Annotated in this window: 17 protein-coding genes and 1 CRISPR repeat array; of the genes, 5 read left to right on the top strand and 12 right to left on the bottom strand. The window is 37.9% G+C overall.

Going from position 1 to position 18,559, the window contains the following annotated elements:
- Positions 1 to 2: 2 nt before the first annotated feature.
- The 7 genes from N5909_RS03170 to N5909_RS03140 all read right to left on the bottom strand — a co-directional run bounded on the left by N5909_RS03170 (position 3) and on the right by N5909_RS03140 (position 6,798).
- Positions 3 to 1,061, bottom strand: coding sequence for an ABC transporter permease (locus N5909_RS03170; RefSeq protein WP_033681959.1), 1,059 nt, complete (start codon positions 1,059 to 1,061; stop codon positions 3 to 5).
- The gene (locus N5909_RS03165) at positions 1,054 to 2,589 is read right to left on the bottom strand and encodes an ABC transporter ATP-binding protein (RefSeq protein ID WP_033681960.1); all 1,536 of its coding nucleotides are present in this window, start codon (positions 2,587 to 2,589) and stop codon (positions 1,054 to 1,056) included. Before N5909_RS03165 ends, N5909_RS03170 begins: the two co-directional genes overlap by 8 nt.
- Before the next feature lie 144 nt (positions 2,590 to 2,733).
- Positions 2,734 to 3,786, bottom strand: a complete 1,053-nt coding sequence (locus tag N5909_RS03160) for a BMP family lipoprotein (RefSeq protein WP_033681961.1) — start codon at positions 3,784 to 3,786, stop codon at positions 2,734 to 2,736.
- 89 nt (positions 3,787 to 3,875) lie between these two features.
- Positions 3,876 to 4,265 carry a cytidine deaminase gene (locus N5909_RS03155; protein WP_033681962.1) on the bottom strand — a complete coding sequence of 130 codons (390 nt, stop codon included), beginning with the start codon at positions 4,263 to 4,265 and terminating at the stop codon, positions 3,876 to 3,878.
- A complete protein-coding gene (gene deoC / locus N5909_RS03150; protein ID WP_033681964.1) occupies positions 4,252 to 4,914 on the bottom strand; it encodes a deoxyribose-phosphate aldolase in 663 nt (220 codons plus the stop codon). Before deoC ends, N5909_RS03155 begins: the two co-directional genes overlap by 14 nt.
- A 19-nt stretch (positions 4,915 to 4,933) precedes the next feature.
- Positions 4,934 to 6,211 carry a pyrimidine-nucleoside phosphorylase gene (locus N5909_RS03145; protein WP_033681967.1) on the bottom strand — a complete coding sequence of 426 codons (1,278 nt, stop codon included), beginning with the start codon at positions 6,209 to 6,211 and terminating at the stop codon, positions 4,934 to 4,936.
- Complete coding sequence (locus N5909_RS03140; RefSeq protein WP_080709517.1) at positions 6,208 to 6,798, bottom strand: class I SAM-dependent methyltransferase; 591 nt, start codon at positions 6,796 to 6,798, stop codon at positions 6,208 to 6,210. Before N5909_RS03140 ends, N5909_RS03145 begins: the two co-directional genes overlap by 4 nt.
- A 172-nt stretch (positions 6,799 to 6,970) precedes the next feature.
- Between N5909_RS03140 and coaA the strand changes: the two genes are divergently transcribed.
- The 3 genes from coaA (at position 6,971) to N5909_RS03125 (ending at position 8,781) form a co-directional block, all read left to right on the top strand.
- Entirely contained in the window at positions 6,971 to 7,891 is a 921-nt protein-coding gene (gene coaA / locus N5909_RS03135; RefSeq protein WP_120718838.1) for a type I pantothenate kinase, read from the top strand.
- Positions 7,892 to 7,958: 67 nt separating this feature from the next.
- The gene (gene rpsT, locus N5909_RS03130; protein ID WP_001274000.1) at positions 7,959 to 8,195 is read left to right on the top strand and encodes a 30S ribosomal protein S20; all 237 of its coding nucleotides are present in this window, start codon (positions 7,959 to 7,961) and stop codon (positions 8,193 to 8,195) included.
- 52 nt (positions 8,196 to 8,247) lie between these two features.
- Positions 8,248 to 8,781 carry a DNA topology modulation protein gene (locus N5909_RS03125; RefSeq protein WP_271630788.1) on the top strand — a complete coding sequence of 178 codons (534 nt, stop codon included), beginning with the start codon at positions 8,248 to 8,250 and terminating at the stop codon, positions 8,779 to 8,781.
- A gap of 382 nt (positions 8,782 to 9,163) precedes the next feature.
- On the opposite strand, the gene N5909_RS03120 is transcribed toward N5909_RS03125, so the two are convergent.
- Entirely contained in the window at positions 9,164 to 9,541 is a 378-nt protein-coding gene (locus N5909_RS03120; protein ID WP_020902347.1) for a DUF1934 domain-containing protein, read from the bottom strand.
- Positions 9,542 to 9,612: 71 nt separating this feature from the next.
- Here N5909_RS03120 and N5909_RS03115 point away from each other — a divergent pair, with 71 nt between their 5' ends.
- Positions 9,613 to 10,917, top strand: a complete 1,305-nt coding sequence (locus N5909_RS03115) for an HD domain-containing protein (RefSeq protein ID WP_020902346.1) — start codon at positions 9,613 to 9,615, stop codon at positions 10,915 to 10,917.
- 12 nt (positions 10,918 to 10,929) lie between these two features.
- Positions 10,930 to 11,736: a sugar-phosphatase gene (gene yidA / locus N5909_RS03110; RefSeq protein ID WP_020902345.1), complete on the top strand. Its 807-nt coding sequence runs from the start codon at positions 10,930 to 10,932 to the stop codon at positions 11,734 to 11,736.
- Between the two features lie 74 nt (positions 11,737 to 11,810).
- Positions 11,811 to 12,572: direct repeats of the CRISPR family, unit length 36 nt; unit sequence GTTGTACAGTTACTTAAATCTTGAGAGTACAAAAAC.
- A gap of 70 nt (positions 12,573 to 12,642) precedes the next feature.
- Here the strand turns inward: yidA and csn2-St are convergent.
- The 4 genes from csn2-St to cas9 form a co-directional block, all read right to left on the bottom strand.
- Positions 12,643 to 13,686: a CRISPR-associated protein Csn2-St gene (gene csn2-St, locus N5909_RS03105; protein ID WP_033681977.1), complete on the bottom strand. Its 1,044-nt coding sequence runs from the start codon at positions 13,684 to 13,686 to the stop codon at positions 12,643 to 12,645.
- Positions 13,683 to 14,006: a CRISPR-associated endonuclease Cas2 gene (gene cas2 / locus N5909_RS03100; protein WP_001268300.1), complete on the bottom strand. Its 324-nt coding sequence runs from the start codon at positions 14,004 to 14,006 to the stop codon at positions 13,683 to 13,685. The genes csn2-St and cas2 overlap by 4 nt, the downstream gene beginning before the upstream one ends.
- Before the next feature lie 4 nt (positions 14,007 to 14,010).
- The gene (cas1, locus tag N5909_RS03095) at positions 14,011 to 14,919 is read right to left on the bottom strand and encodes a type II CRISPR-associated endonuclease Cas1 (RefSeq protein ID WP_033682056.1); all 909 of its coding nucleotides are present in this window, start codon (positions 14,917 to 14,919) and stop codon (positions 14,011 to 14,013) included.
- A gap of 176 nt (positions 14,920 to 15,095) precedes the next feature.
- The gene (gene cas9, locus N5909_RS03090) at positions 15,096 to 18,467 is read right to left on the bottom strand and encodes a type II CRISPR RNA-guided endonuclease Cas9 (RefSeq protein WP_033681978.1); all 3,372 of its coding nucleotides are present in this window, start codon (positions 18,465 to 18,467) and stop codon (positions 15,096 to 15,098) included.
- Between the last annotated feature and the right edge of the window lie 92 nt (positions 18,468 to 18,559).

Here is an 18,559-nt window from a genome sequence, read left to right as displayed (position 1 = left end):
CTTTACTTACCTCCTTTAACTTGTTTTTTCGGTTTGACAAAGCGTTCGATAAGATAATGAACACTGACAAAGAAGATAATAGAAGCTGTTACAATGCTGACAAGCTCAGATGGTACCTGCGCCGCATTCATACCTGGGGCTCCAACTTGGAGAACACCAAATAGGAAGGCTGCAAAGAGAATACCAATTGGTGAGTTGGCCGCAAGAAGACTAACCGCCATCCCGTTAAATCCGATAGCTAATGACGATCCTTGAACATAGACATTTTGGAAGGTTCCAAGTCCTTCAACAGCTCCACCAAGACCCGCCAAGGCACCTGAAATAATCATAGATAGGATAATAGTCCGCTTGGCAGAAATACCAGCATATTCTGAAGCATGTGGATTAAGACCAACTGCACGAATTTCAAAACCAAGAGTTGTTTTCTTGAGCATGAACCAAATAACTGCAACGGCAATGATGGCAAAGAAAATACCAATATTCATCCGTGAATTACCAGTCAATTCAGACAACCAAGGTGTCTGATAGGTTGCATTAGCCCCAACACGAATGGTCGAATCTGTACTTTGCATAAAGTCTTTAGGGAAGGCATGGATAAAGGCATTCCCTACATACAAAACGATGTAGTTCATCATGATGGTTACAATAACCTCTGACGTCCCTAGATAGGCTCTCAGAATACCCGGAATCGCGCCGACAATCCCACCAGCAATCAAGGCAATCACGATAGTCGCTAAAATCATCAAGGGACGCGGCATATCTGGATGCGATAAGGCAAACCAACCACTGAGAATCCAACCAGCCAAGGCCTGACCAGGAAGCCCTACGTTAAAGAAACCTGCACGACTGGCAACAGCAAAACCAAGACCAATCAAGACCAAAGGCCCCATAGCACGGAAGATTTCCCCAATACCGCGTAGACTACCAAAGGCTGTATAGAACAATTCTTCATAGCCCCAAATAGCGTCATAACCGAAGATCCACATGACAATGGCTCCAAGTAAAATTCCAAGGAAGACAGAAATCAAGGGAACCGAAATTTGTTGTAATTTTTTAGACATCACTCTTCTCCTTTCCCAAGTTTCCACCAGCCATCAAGACACCTAGTTCTTGTTTATTGGTTGTTTCTGGTGATACAATACCTTGAATCTTACCATCATGGATAACGGCAATACGATCTGAGACGTTTAAAATCTCATCCAATTCAAAGCTGACAACAAGGACAGCCTTGCCATTATCACGCTCTTCAATCAAGCGTTTGTGGATATATTCAATGGCACCGACATCCAACCCACGAGTTGGCTGGCTGACGATAAGGAGATCCGGATCTCGATCAATTTCACGAGCAATAATTGCTTTTTGTTGATTTCCTCCTGAGAGTGCAGCAGCAGGAACAAATTCACTTGCAGCACGAACATCAAACTCTTCCATCAGCTTTTTAGCATAAGAAGTAATATTTGAATAGTTCAAAATTCCATTTTTACTATGTGGTTCTTTGTAGTAGGTTTGAAGGGCAATATTTTCAGAAATCATCATTTCCAAAATCAAGCCATCACGGTGACGGTCTTCTGGAACATGCCCAACACTCAACTCAGTAATCTGACGTGGGTGTAAGCCTACAATTGAATCTCCTTTTAGCTCAATGCTTCCAGATTCAACCTTGCGAAGACCTGTAATGGCTTGAATCAGTTCAGACTGACCATTTCCATCAATCCCCGCAATACCAACAATCTCTCCAGCACGAACATCCAAGGACAGATTTTTCACAGCTGGGACACCGCGGTTTTCATTGACCACCAAGTCTTTAATAGACAAGACCACTTCTTTTGGTTGGGAGGCTTGCTTCTCTGTTTTAAAGGAAACAGAACGTCCCACCATCATTTCTGCTAAATCAGCATTGGTAGCCCCTGCAATTTCGACGGTTTCAATTGATTTCCCACGACGGATAACTGTAACGCGGTCAGAAACTGCGCGAATCTCGTCCAACTTGTGGGTAATCAAGATAATTGATTTTCCTTCTTTGACAAGATTTTTCATAATAGCCATCAACTCATCAATTTCTGATGGAGTCAGGACAGCCGTTGGTTCGTCAAAGATAAGGATATCAGCCCCCCGATAAAGGGTTTTTAAAATTTCTACACGTTGTTGGGCTCCAACTGAGATGTCTGCCACTTTAGCAGAAGGATCAACAGCTAAGCCATAACGTTCAGAAAGAGCCTTGATTTCTTTGCTAGCTCCAGCGATATCTAACACACCATTTTTAGTCAATTCACTACCTAAAATGATGTTTTCAGCCACTGTGAAGGCTTCTACCAACATAAAGTGCTGGTGAACCATTCCAATTCCCAAGCTAGCTGCTTTAGATGGTGAGTCGAGGTTGACAACTTGACCGTTGACCACAATTTCACCACTGGTTGGTTCAAGAAGCCCTGCTAACATGTTCATTAGCGTGGACTTACCAGCCCCATTTTCTCCTAAAAGTGCATGAATTTCACCTTTTCGTAGATGCAGGTTGATTTTGTCGTTGGCAACAAATTCACCAAACACCTTGGTAATATCACGCATCTCAATGACATTTTCGTGTGCCATGTGCTCTTCCTTTCAGAGTCTTATTTTATTTCAATAAAACTTGCTAGTTTGTCTAGTAGCAAGCTTTACTGAGACAAAATGACTTTGTCTCAACTCTTAAAAAAGCGGCCGAGGGCCGCTTCCCTAAGAAATGACTTCCATCCATTATTTTTCAGGAACTTTTACGCTTCCATCAAGGATTTTAGCTTTAGCATCTTCAACAGCTTTTTTACCTTCTTCTGAAAGGTTTGTTACTGCCAAGTCAACCCCTTTATCTTTCAATGAGTAAACGATCACTTGACCGCCAGGGAATTCACCTTTTTCTGCTTTGTTAGCAATATCTTTTACAGTTGTACCAACTTGTTTCAAAGTAGATACAAGAACGAAGTTTGATTCTTTGCCATCTTTAGAAGTGTACTTACCTTCTGCTACTTGGTCACGGTCAACACCGATAACCCAAACTTTTTCATTTTCAGGACGGCTTTCGTTAAGTGATTTTGCTTCTGCAAAGACACCAGCACCTGTTCCACCTGCTGCTTGATAAACAACGTCTGCACCAGCTGCGTATTGTGCTGCTGCAATTGTTTTACCTTTAGCAGCATCACCAAATGAACCAGCATAGTCAACTTGTACTTTGATAGATGGATCTACTGACTCAACACCAGCTTTAAATCCAGCTGCAAAACGTGAGATAACTTCAGACTCAATACCACCTACAAAACCAACTTGTTTTGTTTTAGTTGTTTTAGCCGCTGCAACACCCGCAAGGTAAGCAGCTTCGTTATCAGCAAATGTTACGCTAGCAACATTCTTTTGATCTTTAATCACATCATCAATCAAGACATAGTTCAAATCAGAGTGGTCTTTTGCTGCTTCTTCAACCGCATTGTGAAGGGCAAAACCAACACCGAAGATCAGGTTATAACTTCCAGCCGCTTGTTGCAAGTTGTTAGCGTAGTCAGCTTCACTTGTTGATTGGAAGTAAGTGAAACCTTTATCTTTTGAAAGATTGTGTTCTTTACCCCAGTCTTGTAAACCTTCCCAAGCTGATTGGTTAAATGATTTATCATCAACACCACCAGTATCAGTGACAATTGCTGCTTTTGTCTTCACATCAGAAGATGAAGCTGCGTTACGAGAAGAGCGGTTACCACATGCAGCAAGTCCAACTGCTGCCACTGCAACTAGACCAAGGCCTAGCCATTGTTTCTTGTTCATTACTGAACCTCCTAAATAAGATGTGCAACGATGTTGCAAGTATGGATTGGTTGGCCTCAAGGACCGTGCCACTCAGAGAGCGACTCAGACTAGTTTAAGTCTGTAAAAGAGTATGGAAGTAACTCCCCGACCGTCATCTCGACCGTCGATTTATCTTTTGCGACTAAGGTCACTTTTAGATCTTGTTCAAAAAATTCAGCCATCACTTGGCGACAAGCACCACATGGTGAAATCGGTTTTTCAGTTTGTCCATAGACAATCAATTCTGAAAACTCTCTTTGACCTTCAGAAACTGCTTTAAAAATTGCTGTACGTTCTCCACAGTTGGTCAAAGAATAACTAGCATTCTCGATATTGACACCTGTATAAGTGCTACCATCTTTCGCCACTAAAACAGCTCCGACTGGAAAATGAGAATAGGGTACATAGGCTTGCTTGCTGGTTTCAATTGCTAGTTCAATCAACTCAGTAGTCGCCATCTGCCAATTCTCCTTTTAAAATGGCTACCCCAGCTGACGTTCCGATACGAGTCGCACCTGCTTCCACAAAGGCAAGAGCATCTGCATAAGAACGAGCTCCGCCAGCAGCCTTGACTCCCATATCAGGTCCAACTGTTTCACGCATTAATCTAACATCTGCTACTGTAGCGCCACCAGTTGAAAAGCCAGTAGATGTTTTCACAAAATCAGCTCCCGCTTTTTGGGCCAATTGGCAAGCCACAACTTTTTCTTTGTCAGTCAGAAGGCAGGCTTCAATAATGACTTTCACTAACTTGTCACCACTTGCTTCCACTACTGAGCGAATATCTGACTCTACCAAGGCCAAATCACCAGATTTGAGAGCTCCAACATTGATCACCATATCAATCTCGTCTGCACCATTTTGAATAGCTTCTTTGGTTTCAAAAGCTTTCACGGCTGAAGTTGTTGCTCCTAAAGGGAAACCTACTACTGTGCAGACCTTGACATCTGAGCCTTCAAGCCCTTTTTTAGCATGTTCAACCCAGGTCAGATTAACGCAAACACTGGCAAAATCATACTTTCTAGCCTCAGACAACAGACAATCAATTTGATTTTCTGTCGCATCTTGTTTCAAAAGTGTATGATCGATATATTTATTCAACTTCATATTCGGATTCTCCTGCAGTTTATGAGATGATTTCTATAATTTCTCGTAAACTTTGCACACTATCATTTATTTTAACATATTTTTGAAAATCTGTAACTAGCTGAGGAGAAATTTTTCCATTTGTGTATACTTTTGCAACAATTTCTCCCTTATGAACAGAATCTCCAACTTTCTTTTCAAAAACAATTCCTGTTTCATAGTCCAAGGCATCAGACTTGACTGCACGGCCTGCCCCCAGTCTCATAGCATAAAGCCCAAATTCCATAGCTGGAAGAGCTGAAATGACCCCCGTTTCCTGGGCAGGGATTTCCACTACATGCTGCACATTGACAGGACGGTAGAGGTCTTCCAAGTCTCCACCTTGGGCTTGGACCATCTCCTCAAACTTAGCCAGCGCTTGACCATTTTCAAGATGTTGACGAACTTCTTCAACTGTCTTGTTTACATTTGCCAAACCAAGCATAATTTGAGCCAGTTCACAGATGAAGTGGGTAATATCCTGACGGCCTTGACCTTGTAAAATCTTCAATGCCTCAAGGATTTCCAGACGATTTCCAATCGCTCGTCCCAAGGGCTGACTCATATCCGTAATCACTGCTACAGTCTTTCGACCAACTGCCTTACCAAGTTCCACCATGGTTTGAGCCAATTCACGCGCCTCATCAACCGTCTTCATGAAGGCACCCTCACCAACAGTCACGTCTAGTAAAATAGCATCCGCTCCTGCAGCAATTTTCTTGCTCATCACCGAACTCGCAATCAAAGGAATCGTGTCAACTGTTGCGGTAACATCACGAAGGGCATAGAGAAGCTTATCTGCTTTGACCAGCTGGTCTGATTGCCCAATGACAGATACTCCAATATCTTGCACCTGACGAATAAAATCCTCCTGACTGCGCTCAACTTGATAGCCCTTAATGGACTCCAATTTATCGATTGTACCGCCTGTATGGCCGAGACCACGACCACTCATTTTTGCTACGGGTACACCAAAACTAGCAACAAGGGGAGCTAAAATCAAGGTCACCTTATCACCAACACCACCCGTAGAATGCTTGTCAACCTTAATCCCATCAATAGCAGATAAATCAAACTCTTGACCTGTCTGAACCATTTTCATGGTCAAATCAGATATTTCTCGAGTCGTCATTCCTTTAAAATAAACAGCCATAGCAAAGGCAGACATCTGATAATCAGGAACCGTTCCTGACACATAGCCTTCAACTAGCCATTCAATTTCACTCGAAGTCAGTTCTTGACCGTCTCGTTTCTTTTGGATTAAATCAACTGCTCTCATTCTTTCACACTTCTAAGGATATAATATCCCTTATCTTTTTTGACGATTTCACAATTGCCAAACACATCTTCCATCTTGGACTTGGCACTTGGAGCCCCTTGTTTTTTCTGGATAACGATTGTCAAATCTCCACCAGTTTCCAAGAAATCTTTACTTTTCTCAATGATTTCATGAACCACTTGCTTGCCCGCACGGATAGGAGGATTGGAAATGACATGGTCAAATGTGCCTTCAACTTGCTCATAGATGTTGGACTGGAAAATCGTCACTTCTACTTTATTTCGTTCAGCATTTTGTCGCGCCAAATCCAAGGCACGATTATTAATATCGACCATGGTCGCCTGAACTCCATAAGCCTTAGCTAAGGACAAGCCCAAAGGCCCGTAACCACAGCCTACATCAAGGACAGTTTCTCCTTGATTGACCTCAAGACACTTGAGCAAAAGTTGACTGCCAAAGTCAACCATTTTCTTGCTAAAAACACCCGCATCCGTCAAAAAGGTCATTTTTTCTCCCAACAAGTCCACTCTCAACTCATGAATGTCGTGAGCAGCGTCAGGATTTTCTGCATAATACATTTTACTCATGAAACTATTTTACCATAATTTAACGAAATATTAAATCGTTTCCAAGTAATTTGACAATACGATGTAGTTTGTCATTATTGTTTTAATCGAGAGAAACTTTTTCTATAAGATACTAGATGTTTTTAGTCCCAAAATATGCTATACTAAGATATCGAATCAGAAAGACAAACTTATGACCAACGAATTTTTACATTTTGAAAAAATCAACCGCCAGACTTGGCAATCTTTACATCGAAAGACGACACCTCCTTTGACAGAAGAGGAATTAGAATCTATCAAGAGTTTTAATGACCAGATTAGTTTACAGGATGTTACCGATGTCTATCTTCCCCTAGCCCATCTCATCCAGATTTACAAGCGTACCAAGGACGATTTGGCCTTTTCAAAAGGGATTTTCCTTCAACGTGAAAGCAAATCTCAACCTTTTATCATTGGGGTTTCTGGGAGCGTTGCCGTTGGAAAATCAACAACTAGTCGCCTACTTCAAATCCTACTGTCTCGTACACTTACAGATGCTAGGGTTGAGTTAGTAACAACTGATGGCTTTCTCTATCCCAACCAGACCTTGATTGAACAAGGGATTTTAAATCGTAAGGGATTTCCTGAAAGCTATGATATGGAGGCCCTTCTCAACTTCTTGGACCACATCAAAAATGGACAAGATGTAGATATTCCTGTCTATTCTCATGAAGTCTACGACATCATACCTGAGGAAAAACAAAGCGTCAAAGCTGCAGACTTTGTGATTGTCGAGGGGATTAATGTCTTTCAAAATCCACAAAACGAGCGTCTCTACATTACTGACTTCTTTGACTTTTCCATCTATGTTGATGCTGCAGTCGATGACATCGAGAGTTGGTATCTGGACCGTTTCTTGAAAATGCTGAGCCTAGCCCAAAACGACCCTGATAGCTACTACTATCGCTTTACGCAAATGCCGATTGGGGAAGTGGAGTCCTTTGCCCATCAGGTCTGGACCAGTATCAATCTCACAAATCTACAAAATTATATTGAACCAACTAGAAATCGTGCGGAAGTGATTCTTCATAAAACAAAGAACCATGAAATCGATGAAATTTACTTAAAAAAATAATTTTCCCTTGTCAAAACGTAAGTTTTCAGATATAATGGTATAGTTAGTAAATATGGAGGTAAGAACATTGGCAAACATTAAATCAGCTATCAAACGCGCTGAATTGAACGTTAAACAAAACGAAAAAAACTCAGCTCAAAAATCAGCTATGCGTACTGCTATCAAAGCTTTCGAAGCAAACCCATCTGAAGAACTTTTCCGTGCTGCTAGCTCAGCTATCGATAAAGCAGAAACTAAAGGTTTGATTCACAAAAACAAAGCAAGCCGCGACAAAGCTCGTCTTTCAGCTAAACTTGCTAAATAAGAAACAGTCCATAGAGGCTGTTTTTTTGTCCTCAAATAGGAAAAGGTAGAAAATGAAAATCGCAATTATCGGATATTCTGGTGCTGGTAAGTCAACTCTAGCCGAAAAGTTGTCTCACTGCTACTCAATCCCAAAACTGCACATGGACACACTCCAATTTCAAGCCGGTTGGCAAGACAGTGACCGTGAATGGATGTTGGCCGAGATGAATAACTTTCTCACCAAGCATAAAGCTTGGGTTATTGATGGTAATTATTCTTGGTGTTTCTATGAGGAAAGAATGCAGGATGCTGATCAAATCATCTTTCTCAATTTTTCGCCATTGACCTGTCTCTTTCGAGCCTTTAAACGGTATCTCACATATCGAGGTAAGGTCAGAGAAAGTATGGCAGCTGGTTGTCAAGAACAATTTAATTGGGAGTTTATCAGATGGATTCTCTGGGATGGACGGAGCAAAACTGCTAAAGAACGCTACAAGTGGGTTCAAGAAACCTATCCAGATAAAGTTATTATCCTTAGGTCTCAAAAGGAGATAGATTACTTTTTAAAGACTCATGAAAACAAAAAGAAAAACCAACGTGGATAACGTTAACACTATACGGAAGACAAATATCGTTTTTGGTGTCTATTTTCCCAAAATATTTTCTTCATTATTTACCAATCTATCCTATCTAAAACTCTGAATTCTATAGAAATGAAAAGGGACATTCACTGTCCCTTTTATCAATTTTTAGATTTTGAATATACAATAATCACAATAGCTAGATCTCAAATACTCTTTACTCATTTGGAACAAGTATAAGGGAAGACGGGTATTATATTTCGCTTTAATAAATAATAGGCAATGAAATGAGTATTATAACCTTAATCTGAAAAAATAAAGGTTTCAGCTACTAAAAATGTGCAAGAAAAGCTTGATTTCATAAACTTTACCAGCTTCGTTGCTATAACCTCGTCCCCAGTCATACCTAGCCCCAAGTAATTTCCAATTGATAGCTGGCAAAGGGCTGTCCCTCTTGATTTTGTAGTTGATAGTCTAAATGAATCTTTTGCCCATCAACTTCATAACGACTGGTTTGGATAATAAACTCCTGCATGCCCATGGGTGTAGGAATATAGGCCAAACTATCACTATCCTTTAGAAAGCGCATAATGGTCTTGGGATTGGAAAATCGGCTCATCACCAGTTCTTGACCATGAAATTTAATAACTACTTTTTCCTTTTCCTCATTATAGAAAAGCAGGTAGCTATAATCTCCCTTTTCATGCACTTCTACATCATAGAGTTGGTCAATCACTTCCAACTGTTCATCAAACTGAATCGTATTTCGCATCCGAATCTTCACATCAAGTCCTCTTTCTTGTCTCTTGTCCTACTATTTTACCAAAAAGAGCAGGATTTTGCTATAATGGTCATATGAACGAAAAAGTATTCCGTGACCCAGTTCACAACTACATCCATGTTAATAATCAAATCATCTACGACTTGATCAATACAAAAGAATTTCAACGCTTGCGCCGTATTAAACAACTAGGAACTTCCAGTTATACCTTCCACGGTGGAGAGCATAGTCGCTTCTCTCACTGTCTAGGAGTCTATGAAATTGCACGACGCATCACAGAGATTTTTGAAGAAAAATATCCCGAAGAATGGAATCCTGCCGAGTCTCTCTTGACCATGACTGCTGCCCTCCTACATGACCTAGGACACGGTGCCTACTCCCACACCTTTGAAAATCTCTTTGATACAGACCACGAAGCCATTACTCAGGAGATTGTCCAAAGTCCTGAAACGGAGATTCACCAAGTCCTGCTACAAGTCGCGCCAGATTTTCCAGAAAAGGTAGCCAGTGTCATTGACCATACCTATCCTAACAAGCAGGTCGTGCAACTCATTTCCAGTCAGATTGATGCGGACCGTATGGACTATCTCTTGCGCGACTCCTATTTTACAGGAGCTTCTTATGGGGAATTTGACCTGACTCGGATCTTACGTGTCATTCGTCCTATCGAAAATGGAATCGCATTTCAGCGCAATGGCATGCATGCCATTGAAGACTACGTCCTCAGTCGCTACCAGATGTACATGCAGGTTTATTTCCACCCTGCAACACGTGCCATGGAAGTTCTCCTGCAGAATCTTCTCAAGCGCGCCAAGGAACTCTATCCAAAAGACAAAGATTTCTTTGCACGAACTTCCCCACACCTCCTGCCATTCTTTGAAAAAAATGTGACCTTATCTGATTATCTGGCTCTGGATGATGGAGTGATGAATACCTACTTCCAGCTCTGGATGACCAGTCCTGACAAGATTCTTGCAGACTTGTCGCAACGTTTTGTCAACCGTAAGGTCTTTAAATCCATCACATTTTCACAAGAAGACCAAAACCAACTTGCCAGCATGAGAAAATTGGTTGAGGACATTGGCTTTGATCCCGACTACTATACTGCCATTCATAAGAACTTTGACCTCCCTTATGATATCTATCGTCCCGAATCTGAAAATCCTCGGACACAGATTGAGATTTTACAGAAAAATGGTCAACTGGCGGAACTCTCTAGCCTGTCTCCTATCGTTCAATCCCTTGCTGGTAGTCGCCACGGAGATAATCGTTTCTATTTTCCAAAAGAAATGTTAGACCAAAACAGCATCTTCGCAAGTATCACCCAGCAATTTTTACACTTGATTGAGAACGATCATTTTACCCCAAATAAAAACTAGAAGAGGAAATTTATGAGTATTAAACTAATCGCCGTCGATATTGACGGTACCCTAGTCAATAGCCAAAAGGAAATCACACCTGAAGTTTTTTCTGCCATCCAAGATGCCAAAGAAGCTGGTGTCAAAGTCGTGATTGCAACTGGCCGCCCCATCGCAGGTGTTGCCAAACTTCTGGACGACCTGCAGTTGAGAGACGAGGGTGACTATGTGGTAACTTTCAACGGTGCCCTTGTCCAAGAAACTGCGACCGGCCATGAGATTATCAGCGAATCCTTGACTTATGAGGATTATCTGGATATGGAATTCCTCAGTCGTAAGCTCGGTGTCCACATGCATGCCATTACCAAGGACGGTATCTACACTGCAAATCGCAATATCGGAAAATATACAGTGCACGAATCAACCCTCGTCAGCATGCCTATTTTCTACCGAACTCCTGAAGAAATGGCTGATAAAGAAATCGTCAAGTGTATGTTTATTGATGAACCAGAGATTCTCGATGCTGCGATTGAAAAAATCCCAGCAGAATTTTACGAACGCTACTCTATCAACAAGTCTGCTCCTTTCTACCTCGAACTCCTTAAAAAGAATGTAAACAAAGGTTCAGCCATCACTCACCTAGCTGAAAAACTCAGATTGACCAAAGATGAAACCATGGCTATCGGAGACGAAGAAAATGACCGTGCCATGCTGGAAGTCGTTGGAAACCCCGTTGTCATGGAAAATGGAAATCCAGAAATCAAAAAAATCGCCAAATACATCACCAAAACAAATGACGAATCTGGCGTTGCCCATGCCATCCGTACATGGGTACTGTAAGAAGATAAGAATAGACGAAACCCGCTCAGCAGAGCGGGTTTTTATATAAGTTAAACAATTGTTAATATTATCTAAATGTACAGTTACTTAAATCTTGAGAGTACAAAAACCTCCTTTTTTCTCCCAGTAAACGAGCGAGGGTTGTACAGTTACTTAAATCTTGAGAGTACAAAAACGTGAAGAAAAATCTAAGAATGAAAAATTTAGTTGTACAGTTACTTAAATCTTGAGAGTACAAAAACTATCCAACGCACAAGAGAACTATGACAATTGTTGTACAGTTACTTAAATCTTGAGAGTACAAAAACATGTTGGTTAAAGGTCAAAACTAGGTTTTGGTTGTACAGTTACTTAAATCTTGAGAGTACAAAAACACGTTTCAAGTCACAACGGTTACGATATAAGTTGTACAGTTACTTAAATCTTGAGAGTACAAAAACCTGAATTTGATAATGAATTTGATCCTAACGGTTGTACAGTTACTTAAATCTTGAGAGTACAAAAACAAAGGAAAAAGCCGGGTTGAACGTTGGGAAGTTGTACAGTTACTTAAATCTTGAGAGTACAAAAACCGATAACTAGGGCGATTAGTATGATGAGACGTTGTACAGTTACTTAAATCTTGAGAGTACAAAAACAAGCAGCCTGCATTTTCATCTGCTCCCATTGTTGTACAGTTACTTAAATCTTGAGAGTACAAAAACCAGTATTTTTGACATATATCCAAGCAATGGGTTGTACAGTTACTTAAATCTTGAGAGTACAAAAACATTGAACTCAGTCATCGCCCAAAGTGAAAAGTTGTACAGTTACTTAAATCTTGAGAGTACAAAAACCTCAAATTCGTCAATTTTGATTTTTGTTCCCTCAAAAACATTATAAAGCCTTAAATCTCACTCGTCAATACTATTCTTCCAAATATTTCAATAACATTGGATTGATTGATTCAATACAGAATTTTATTTTCATTTTGTACTGATACAAATTATTCAAAATTTTTAATGCTACTTGATCTTCTACAGATAAACTCATGTGGAGAATGTCCGAGCTAAATAAATAGGATCCAATTTTTCTTAAAGAAGTTAAAAATTCTTGTTCATCAGGCATTTGATTTATTGGATACTGATTGGTAAAGCGATCATACATAAATTCTAGAGAATAAAAATGATCAACATAATCGGAAACAATATTGATTTCCTCTAAAACTTCTTTCGTGACATGAAGATAACCTTCATTGGAAGGAAATAAAACAATATATAATGAATCGCTATGATTAGTCAGAAACTCCATTTTCTCGCAACATTCAACAAAATCATTATAGGATAGAAAATCGTCCAAATTTCGTAAGACAAGCAAAAACTTTTCAGAACTGTTTGTCGCCATAACTTCTAACATGGAAAGAAATAATAAAAACTTTATCTTATTATCTACAAATTCAAATGAAATATTTTTATCATTTGTTCCAAAGTATGGTAAAAAATTCTTTTGAATCAATTGATCCGTATTAAAATATTTTGCTTCAGTATGATAGATAATGTCATCTAATTGAAGATTCAACTTCTGATTCAATTGAAGTGAAATCCTATCTAGATTGTCATTGATATTTTCAATTTGCTCCATTATCTCAATAGAAGTAATTTTTTTCTTTAGATAACCATAAGCTACTGTCCCTTTTTTATATTCCATTTGTTCAATCAAATCATTGATATTGGATATTTGAATAACACTAAATTCTGAACGGGAAACAACTGTATCATCTATCAGTATTTTAGGCTCATTTTGTTCAAATAGAACTAAATCTTCCTCACTATATTTTTTTCCTCCAAAATACCATAATAGTATCTGCCAAATATAATACTTTAGTTGCTGATCTTGTCCCACAACTTGAGTAAATTGACCAAAACTTAATGAAATATTATCCTTGTATGGATGACTAATGTTCATTTTCATATAACTACCAACTTATTATCGCTGACTACTTCTTCTTGCTTTGTTTTTCCACCAATTATTAAAACCATTTCAGAAAATTGTTTTTCAGTCACAGCTAGCAAACGGACATTCCCACTTGGTAAATTACTCTGACTTAATTTTTTATAGAATTTACTAGCAAAACTTCGATTAGGACAGGTTCTATAATAAACAGAAAACTGCAACATTTCAAAGCCGTTTGCGATTAAGTCTTTCCGAAAATTACGATAGACTCTTTTTTCTTGATTTGTTTCCATTGGTAGATCAAAAAAACACAATAATCTCAATGCTTCATACCTCATTTCTTTAGCTCCATTCTACACTTGACACCATTGGACAGTAAAATTTGCTAGTATCCTTATCAGAGATACATTTTAGAAAGCCTTTGACATACTTATCCATTGCTACCGTTACAGAACAGGTTTCTTTACCGTAACGAATCTTTGCATTTAATGTATCTGTTAGCGCCAAGCGAAACTCGTACTTCAAATACTCTTCATCTCGTAAATTTTGATAGACCCAGACATCGATAATCTGCCGAAAAGGTTCCATTAGATCATCAACCAAGTTAAATTGATTATATTCATTCTTATGAAAAATTCCTATTAAGGGATTTAACCCATACCCAGAAATAATACGTGCCATCTGCGCTCTCATGATTGCATAACCATAATTTAGGCCAGCATTAATAACATTCGTTTCCTGTTGTGTAAGACGTACGAATTTTTTTCCAAATAATTCATTGAAATAAACTTTTGCAGCATGGCCTTCACGATTGGTTTTATCTCCATATTCAATATGGTCTTTATAGTCTGCTAATAATTGAATGCAATCAATATTTTTCTCAAACATTGCAAGAACATCTTGCTGGTTGTTTATTTTAAAATAGGTTACTATTTGCCATAATTTATCTTTTTGCTCCTGCGTCCACAATAATTGCTCCTGTAATTTTTTATAGGCTCTAAAATGGCCATTTTGAGAATGGTAAATTCCTGTAGGCAAATGCTCATTATCACAGACAATCAAGGCAATATTATACTTACTTAAAGCACTTAATAATCTTAAAGTTACAACAGTCTCCCCTCCTTCTGCCACAATAATAGAAATATCACTAAGTGGGATAACATATTCTTGACCCATTTTTTTAATTAGAAGATTATCTAACTTCAATTTCATTTTTTCACTCTGACAGACATGCACAATTCTCCAAGTCATCGTATTTTCCTCTTTCACAAAACGAAAACACCCCGCCATATATGACAGGGTGTTGAATTCGGCATGAAGCCTTATCTTTGTAGCTTCTGCAAGATTTAAGTAACTGTGCAAGGCGTCCCTTACAGTTACTATTATAATACATTGTAAAAGCATTTGCAACTCTTTTTAAAATAATTTTAAAATTTGAGTTTTGGTTTTTCACCCTCTTTTGTGATGAAATGTTTATTACCTAAAACATCTGTTTTAACTTTAAAAATGGAGATATTTGATTTATTTAATCCTTTCAAACATTGTCCTCCTTTTGCAACATTTCCAAAGATTGTTATCAATGGCTGGTTACCATCAAATTTGGCTTTATCATAAGGTTTTAGTTCTACATAATGTTTCACATTTGGCATTGTTCTAGATAAGAATCTAAAAATCTGTTTCTCGTTATTTTTCGTATCCTTAATTAAAAGCAAGTCATTTTTATATAAGGTAAATTTGAATTCTGACTGCTCGCCCACTCCTTCTTTTTCTTTAATCTCATTATATTTATCAATAGTTATAGAATAAGTCCCGGTCTTCTTTTCAAATTGTAAATCTGCATATTTTAATCCAAGCAACTCATACTTCTCCGTCTGATGATTAAAATAGACATCTGTTCTCCAAGGATTTAATTGACGTAGGATTACTTTATTTTTACTATTAGAAGGAGTTATGTTAATAAATGATTCAGGAATATTTTTATCATAATATTTTAGACTTTTAATCTCTGGTCCATTGCCTTTTTTACTGTACTTACGGATTGGTCCATTTTCTTGTCTATATTTCTCAAAAGGATTGCAAGGAACTTCTTTATTCTTCTCATTAAATTCTTTTGATGGATAAGTTCTTAGAATCTCTTCAATTACCTTTTCAAACGTCTGAGGATCTTTGTGATACATTAAGAATTTACTCTTATCTTTATTGTAAATTTTAATAAATGCATCATACCCTGCTTGGCTATAAATATCTTTAATCTTACCTAAAACATAAGTTTCTTCAGACTTATCTTTATCCAATTTCACTTTTCTTGTTGCATAAATGGTTGCATCTGAAATTTTTCTATTATATTTTGAATCCACTTGATAAGAAAATAGGATGCTATCTTCAAATTTCTTGCTACTTAATGTATCAACAAAATGGGCGTAAGGTGCTTTAAATACTAATTCTTTGTATTTATCATCAGTTAACGAAATAATTTCGCCTGTCTCTGAATCAACAAATTGATCCTCTTTATAAGAAATTAGGGGATTAGCTTGTTTTTTCCATAACCTTAATTGACTTGAAGCAGCAATAATTAAAGCATCCACAGCATGATGGTGATATGTTTCACGAGATTTTTCAAGTCCCCACTTTCTTCTTAGCTGAGAGGTAAATTGCCCACGTACTACCGAAATAGTTGTATCGAATTTATGCGCTTTATAAAAATCTTGTAGAGTATTTAGAACAACTCGAGAAGAATATCGAGTATCAACTAAATTCCGTTCGATAAACTTCTGCTTCACTTCAATTTTACTAATGTCTTCTTCCGTTAAAAGGTAATCTTTCTTTTTATTACCTAATAATTTAGAATCTTTTACATATGATTTAAACTCACGATATGACCAAGCATCATCCATACTGTCTAATGCCTGAAACGGTGTTCGCTGCCCCTTCTCCTGGTTTGCTGTAGCTAGAACCAATACTTTATTAGATAGACTATCATCAAACGATAAAGATAGAGGTAAAATATGATCAATTTCGTACTTGTACTGATTGTGAATTAAATCTGAAATTGGAATATTCTTCCCAGTATAGAGACACTTCTCTCCCTGCTGGTGCCATAAACGAATCTTAGTAGCCAATTCCTTATGCCCATGAAAAATACTATCTGGTAACTCTTTTTTCCCATTGTATTGGAATGCAGCCTTTTCCATAGCAGCATTTTTCTCATCATGGTTTGCCTTTTGACGTTTTATATAATCTTTCTTAGCATCTTCTTCGTTATTTTCTCGCGCCATTTCGATAACAATATTATCAAAGATACCATATTTTTTAGTTGCTTCGTTGATTATCTTTATGGCCTGTCTGACAGATTTTGCTACCACAGGATTATAGATTTCTTCTGTTACTTCTTTTTCATCAATATACTTAGTTCTTTTTGATGTTTCTTTAAATTTTTGTTTACCCAATCGTGTTAGAATTGCCATCTGCTCTTCTGAAGTTTCATAGAGTTCTGGTATCAACTCCATCATGAGTTTAAGAGAAAAATTATGCCATCCCTTACTAAATAGACTACTATTATTTTTTCTAAATTGAACCAATTCAAGTATTTGGTCTTGACTAAATACATCCATTAACTTTGTATTAATCGCTTCTTCTATACCTTCTCGTTCAGTATTTAGAGTTAAAATATGAGCAAGCTCATCTAGAACTTCTCTAGAAAATTCTCCAACTGGAATTGTTTCTAGCGACTGCATTTTTCGATAGACTTCAAAAGTGTGCATTTCAGGTTTATTGTTTACATCAACACGATAACCACGTATCTGATCTACTGAAGCATCAATCATTTTAGCAATGTATTTCAATAAGGTTGAAGCCCCTAATGTTTTCGCCGACTTCGCATATTCAACGATTGTTTTCTTTTGTTCCTCACTCAGTTTCTTGGTCTCTGTAGGAACTGTTAAATTATTTAAATCATTTAGCAAATTAAACTCTTGAGCAGTATAGGAAGCTTTTGAAGCCCTGTATTCATTCGGATAAAATGTACATTTACCAATTAAAATACCAAAAATATTATCTAACGTCGTACCGTCTGTTCTGAAACGTCCATAATCCGTCCGAGATTTTTCATTACCTGGCCCATGATAGTATTTTCTTTTCTCTGTAAGTATTTTTAAGTAATCTTCTATAAACTTATCCGTGATCTGATTATTAAATTCTTGCTGTTTTCTAAGAATTCGTTCAGCCTCTTTTCTATAAGCAGATGTTGAAAAAACGTTAATTAATCGGTGCTTATCGCCTTTTTCTTCAACAGTAAAATCTCCCCTTACTTGACCATATTTTTCAAAACGCTCTAGTTGGATTTGACCAGGTGTTTGTTCAGCAAGTAATTTTCTATTTTCCTCAACTGCCTTACCGTAATCAGACGATACTGCACCACCATTCTCAGAAGCATCATCTAAATAGCTAATCCCACGTCTCTTAACTATATTCTTTAATGCAATAAACAACTCTTCGGTTGTTAATGGATTATCCAATCCTTGTACACGAAGCCGATAAGGATTTAGATTAATGGACACCTTGGAAAAATCAATTAGTAAATCATAATCTTCAAATAAATCATGAAGTCGAGCACCACGATGTTTTTTTCTGCGATTCAATCGTCTAGCCTGTCTACTGTTTCTTCTTTCAACATTATTATCAGCAGTTGCAGCTGGGAAAATCCGAGAATTCGTATGGATAATCTCACCAGTATCTTTATTTAGAATACCTACACCTACTGATCCAATACCAATATCCAAACCTAAAACTAAACCGTTCATAATCAAACTCCTAACTAATTATCATATTAATTAAATTTTACCCTTTACTTCCTAAAAAATCAAATCATTATAAGCAATTACTAAAAATCTTT

The sequence above is a fragment of the Streptococcus gwangjuensis genome (genome assembly GCF_028156745.1).
Classification (GTDB): domain Bacteria; phylum Bacillota; class Bacilli; order Lactobacillales; family Streptococcaceae; genus Streptococcus; species Streptococcus gwangjuense_A.
The sequence above is the reverse complement of the archived record's forward strand: the minus strand, read 5'-3'. Positions and strand labels throughout refer to the sequence as shown.

Bases quoted from the DNA above. Each gene is read 5' to 3' on its own strand.
- N5909_RS03170 (WP_033681959.1), bottom strand. From the start codon at position 1,061: ATGTCTAAAAAATTACAACAAATTTCGGTTCCCTTGATTTCTGTCTTC.
- N5909_RS03165 (WP_033681960.1), bottom strand. From the start codon at position 2,589: ATGGCACACGAAAATGTCATTGAGATGCGTGATATTACCAAGGTGTTT.
- N5909_RS03160 (WP_033681961.1), bottom strand. From the start codon at position 3,786: ATGAACAAGAAACAATGGCTAGGCCTTGGTCTAGTTGCAGTGGCAGCA.
- N5909_RS03155 (WP_033681962.1), bottom strand. From the start codon at position 4,265: ATGGCGACTACTGAGTTGATTGAACTAGCAATTGAAACCAGCAAGCAA.
- deoC (WP_033681964.1), bottom strand. From the start codon at position 4,914: ATGAAGTTGAATAAATATATCGATCATACACTTTTGAAACAAGATGCG.
- N5909_RS03145 (WP_033681967.1), bottom strand. From the start codon at position 6,211: ATGAGAGCAGTTGATTTAATCCAAAAGAAACGAGACGGTCAAGAACTG.
- N5909_RS03140 (WP_080709517.1), bottom strand. From the start codon at position 6,798: ATGAGTAAAATGTATTATGCAGAAAATCCTGACGCTGCTCACGACATT.
- coaA (WP_120718838.1), top strand. From the start codon at position 6,971: ATGACCAACGAATTTTTACATTTTGAAAAAATCAACCGCCAGACTTGG.
- N5909_RS03125 (WP_271630788.1), top strand. From the start codon at position 8,248: ATGAAAATCGCAATTATCGGATATTCTGGTGCTGGTAAGTCAACTCTA.
- N5909_RS03115 (WP_020902346.1), top strand. From the start codon at position 9,613: ATGAACGAAAAAGTATTCCGTGACCCAGTTCACAACTACATCCATGTT.
- yidA (WP_020902345.1), top strand. From the start codon at position 10,930: ATGAGTATTAAACTAATCGCCGTCGATATTGACGGTACCCTAGTCAAT.
- csn2-St (WP_033681977.1), bottom strand. From the start codon at position 13,686: ATGAAAATGAACATTAGTCATCCATACAAGGATAATATTTCATTAAGT.
- cas2 (WP_001268300.1), bottom strand. From the start codon at position 14,006: ATGAGGTATGAAGCATTGAGATTATTGTGTTTTTTTGATCTACCAATG.
- cas1 (WP_033682056.1), bottom strand. From the start codon at position 14,919: ATGACTTGGAGAATTGTGCATGTCTGTCAGAGTGAAAAAATGAAATTG.
- cas9 (WP_033681978.1), bottom strand. From the start codon at position 18,467: ATGAACGGTTTAGTTTTAGGTTTGGATATTGGTATTGGATCAGTAGGT.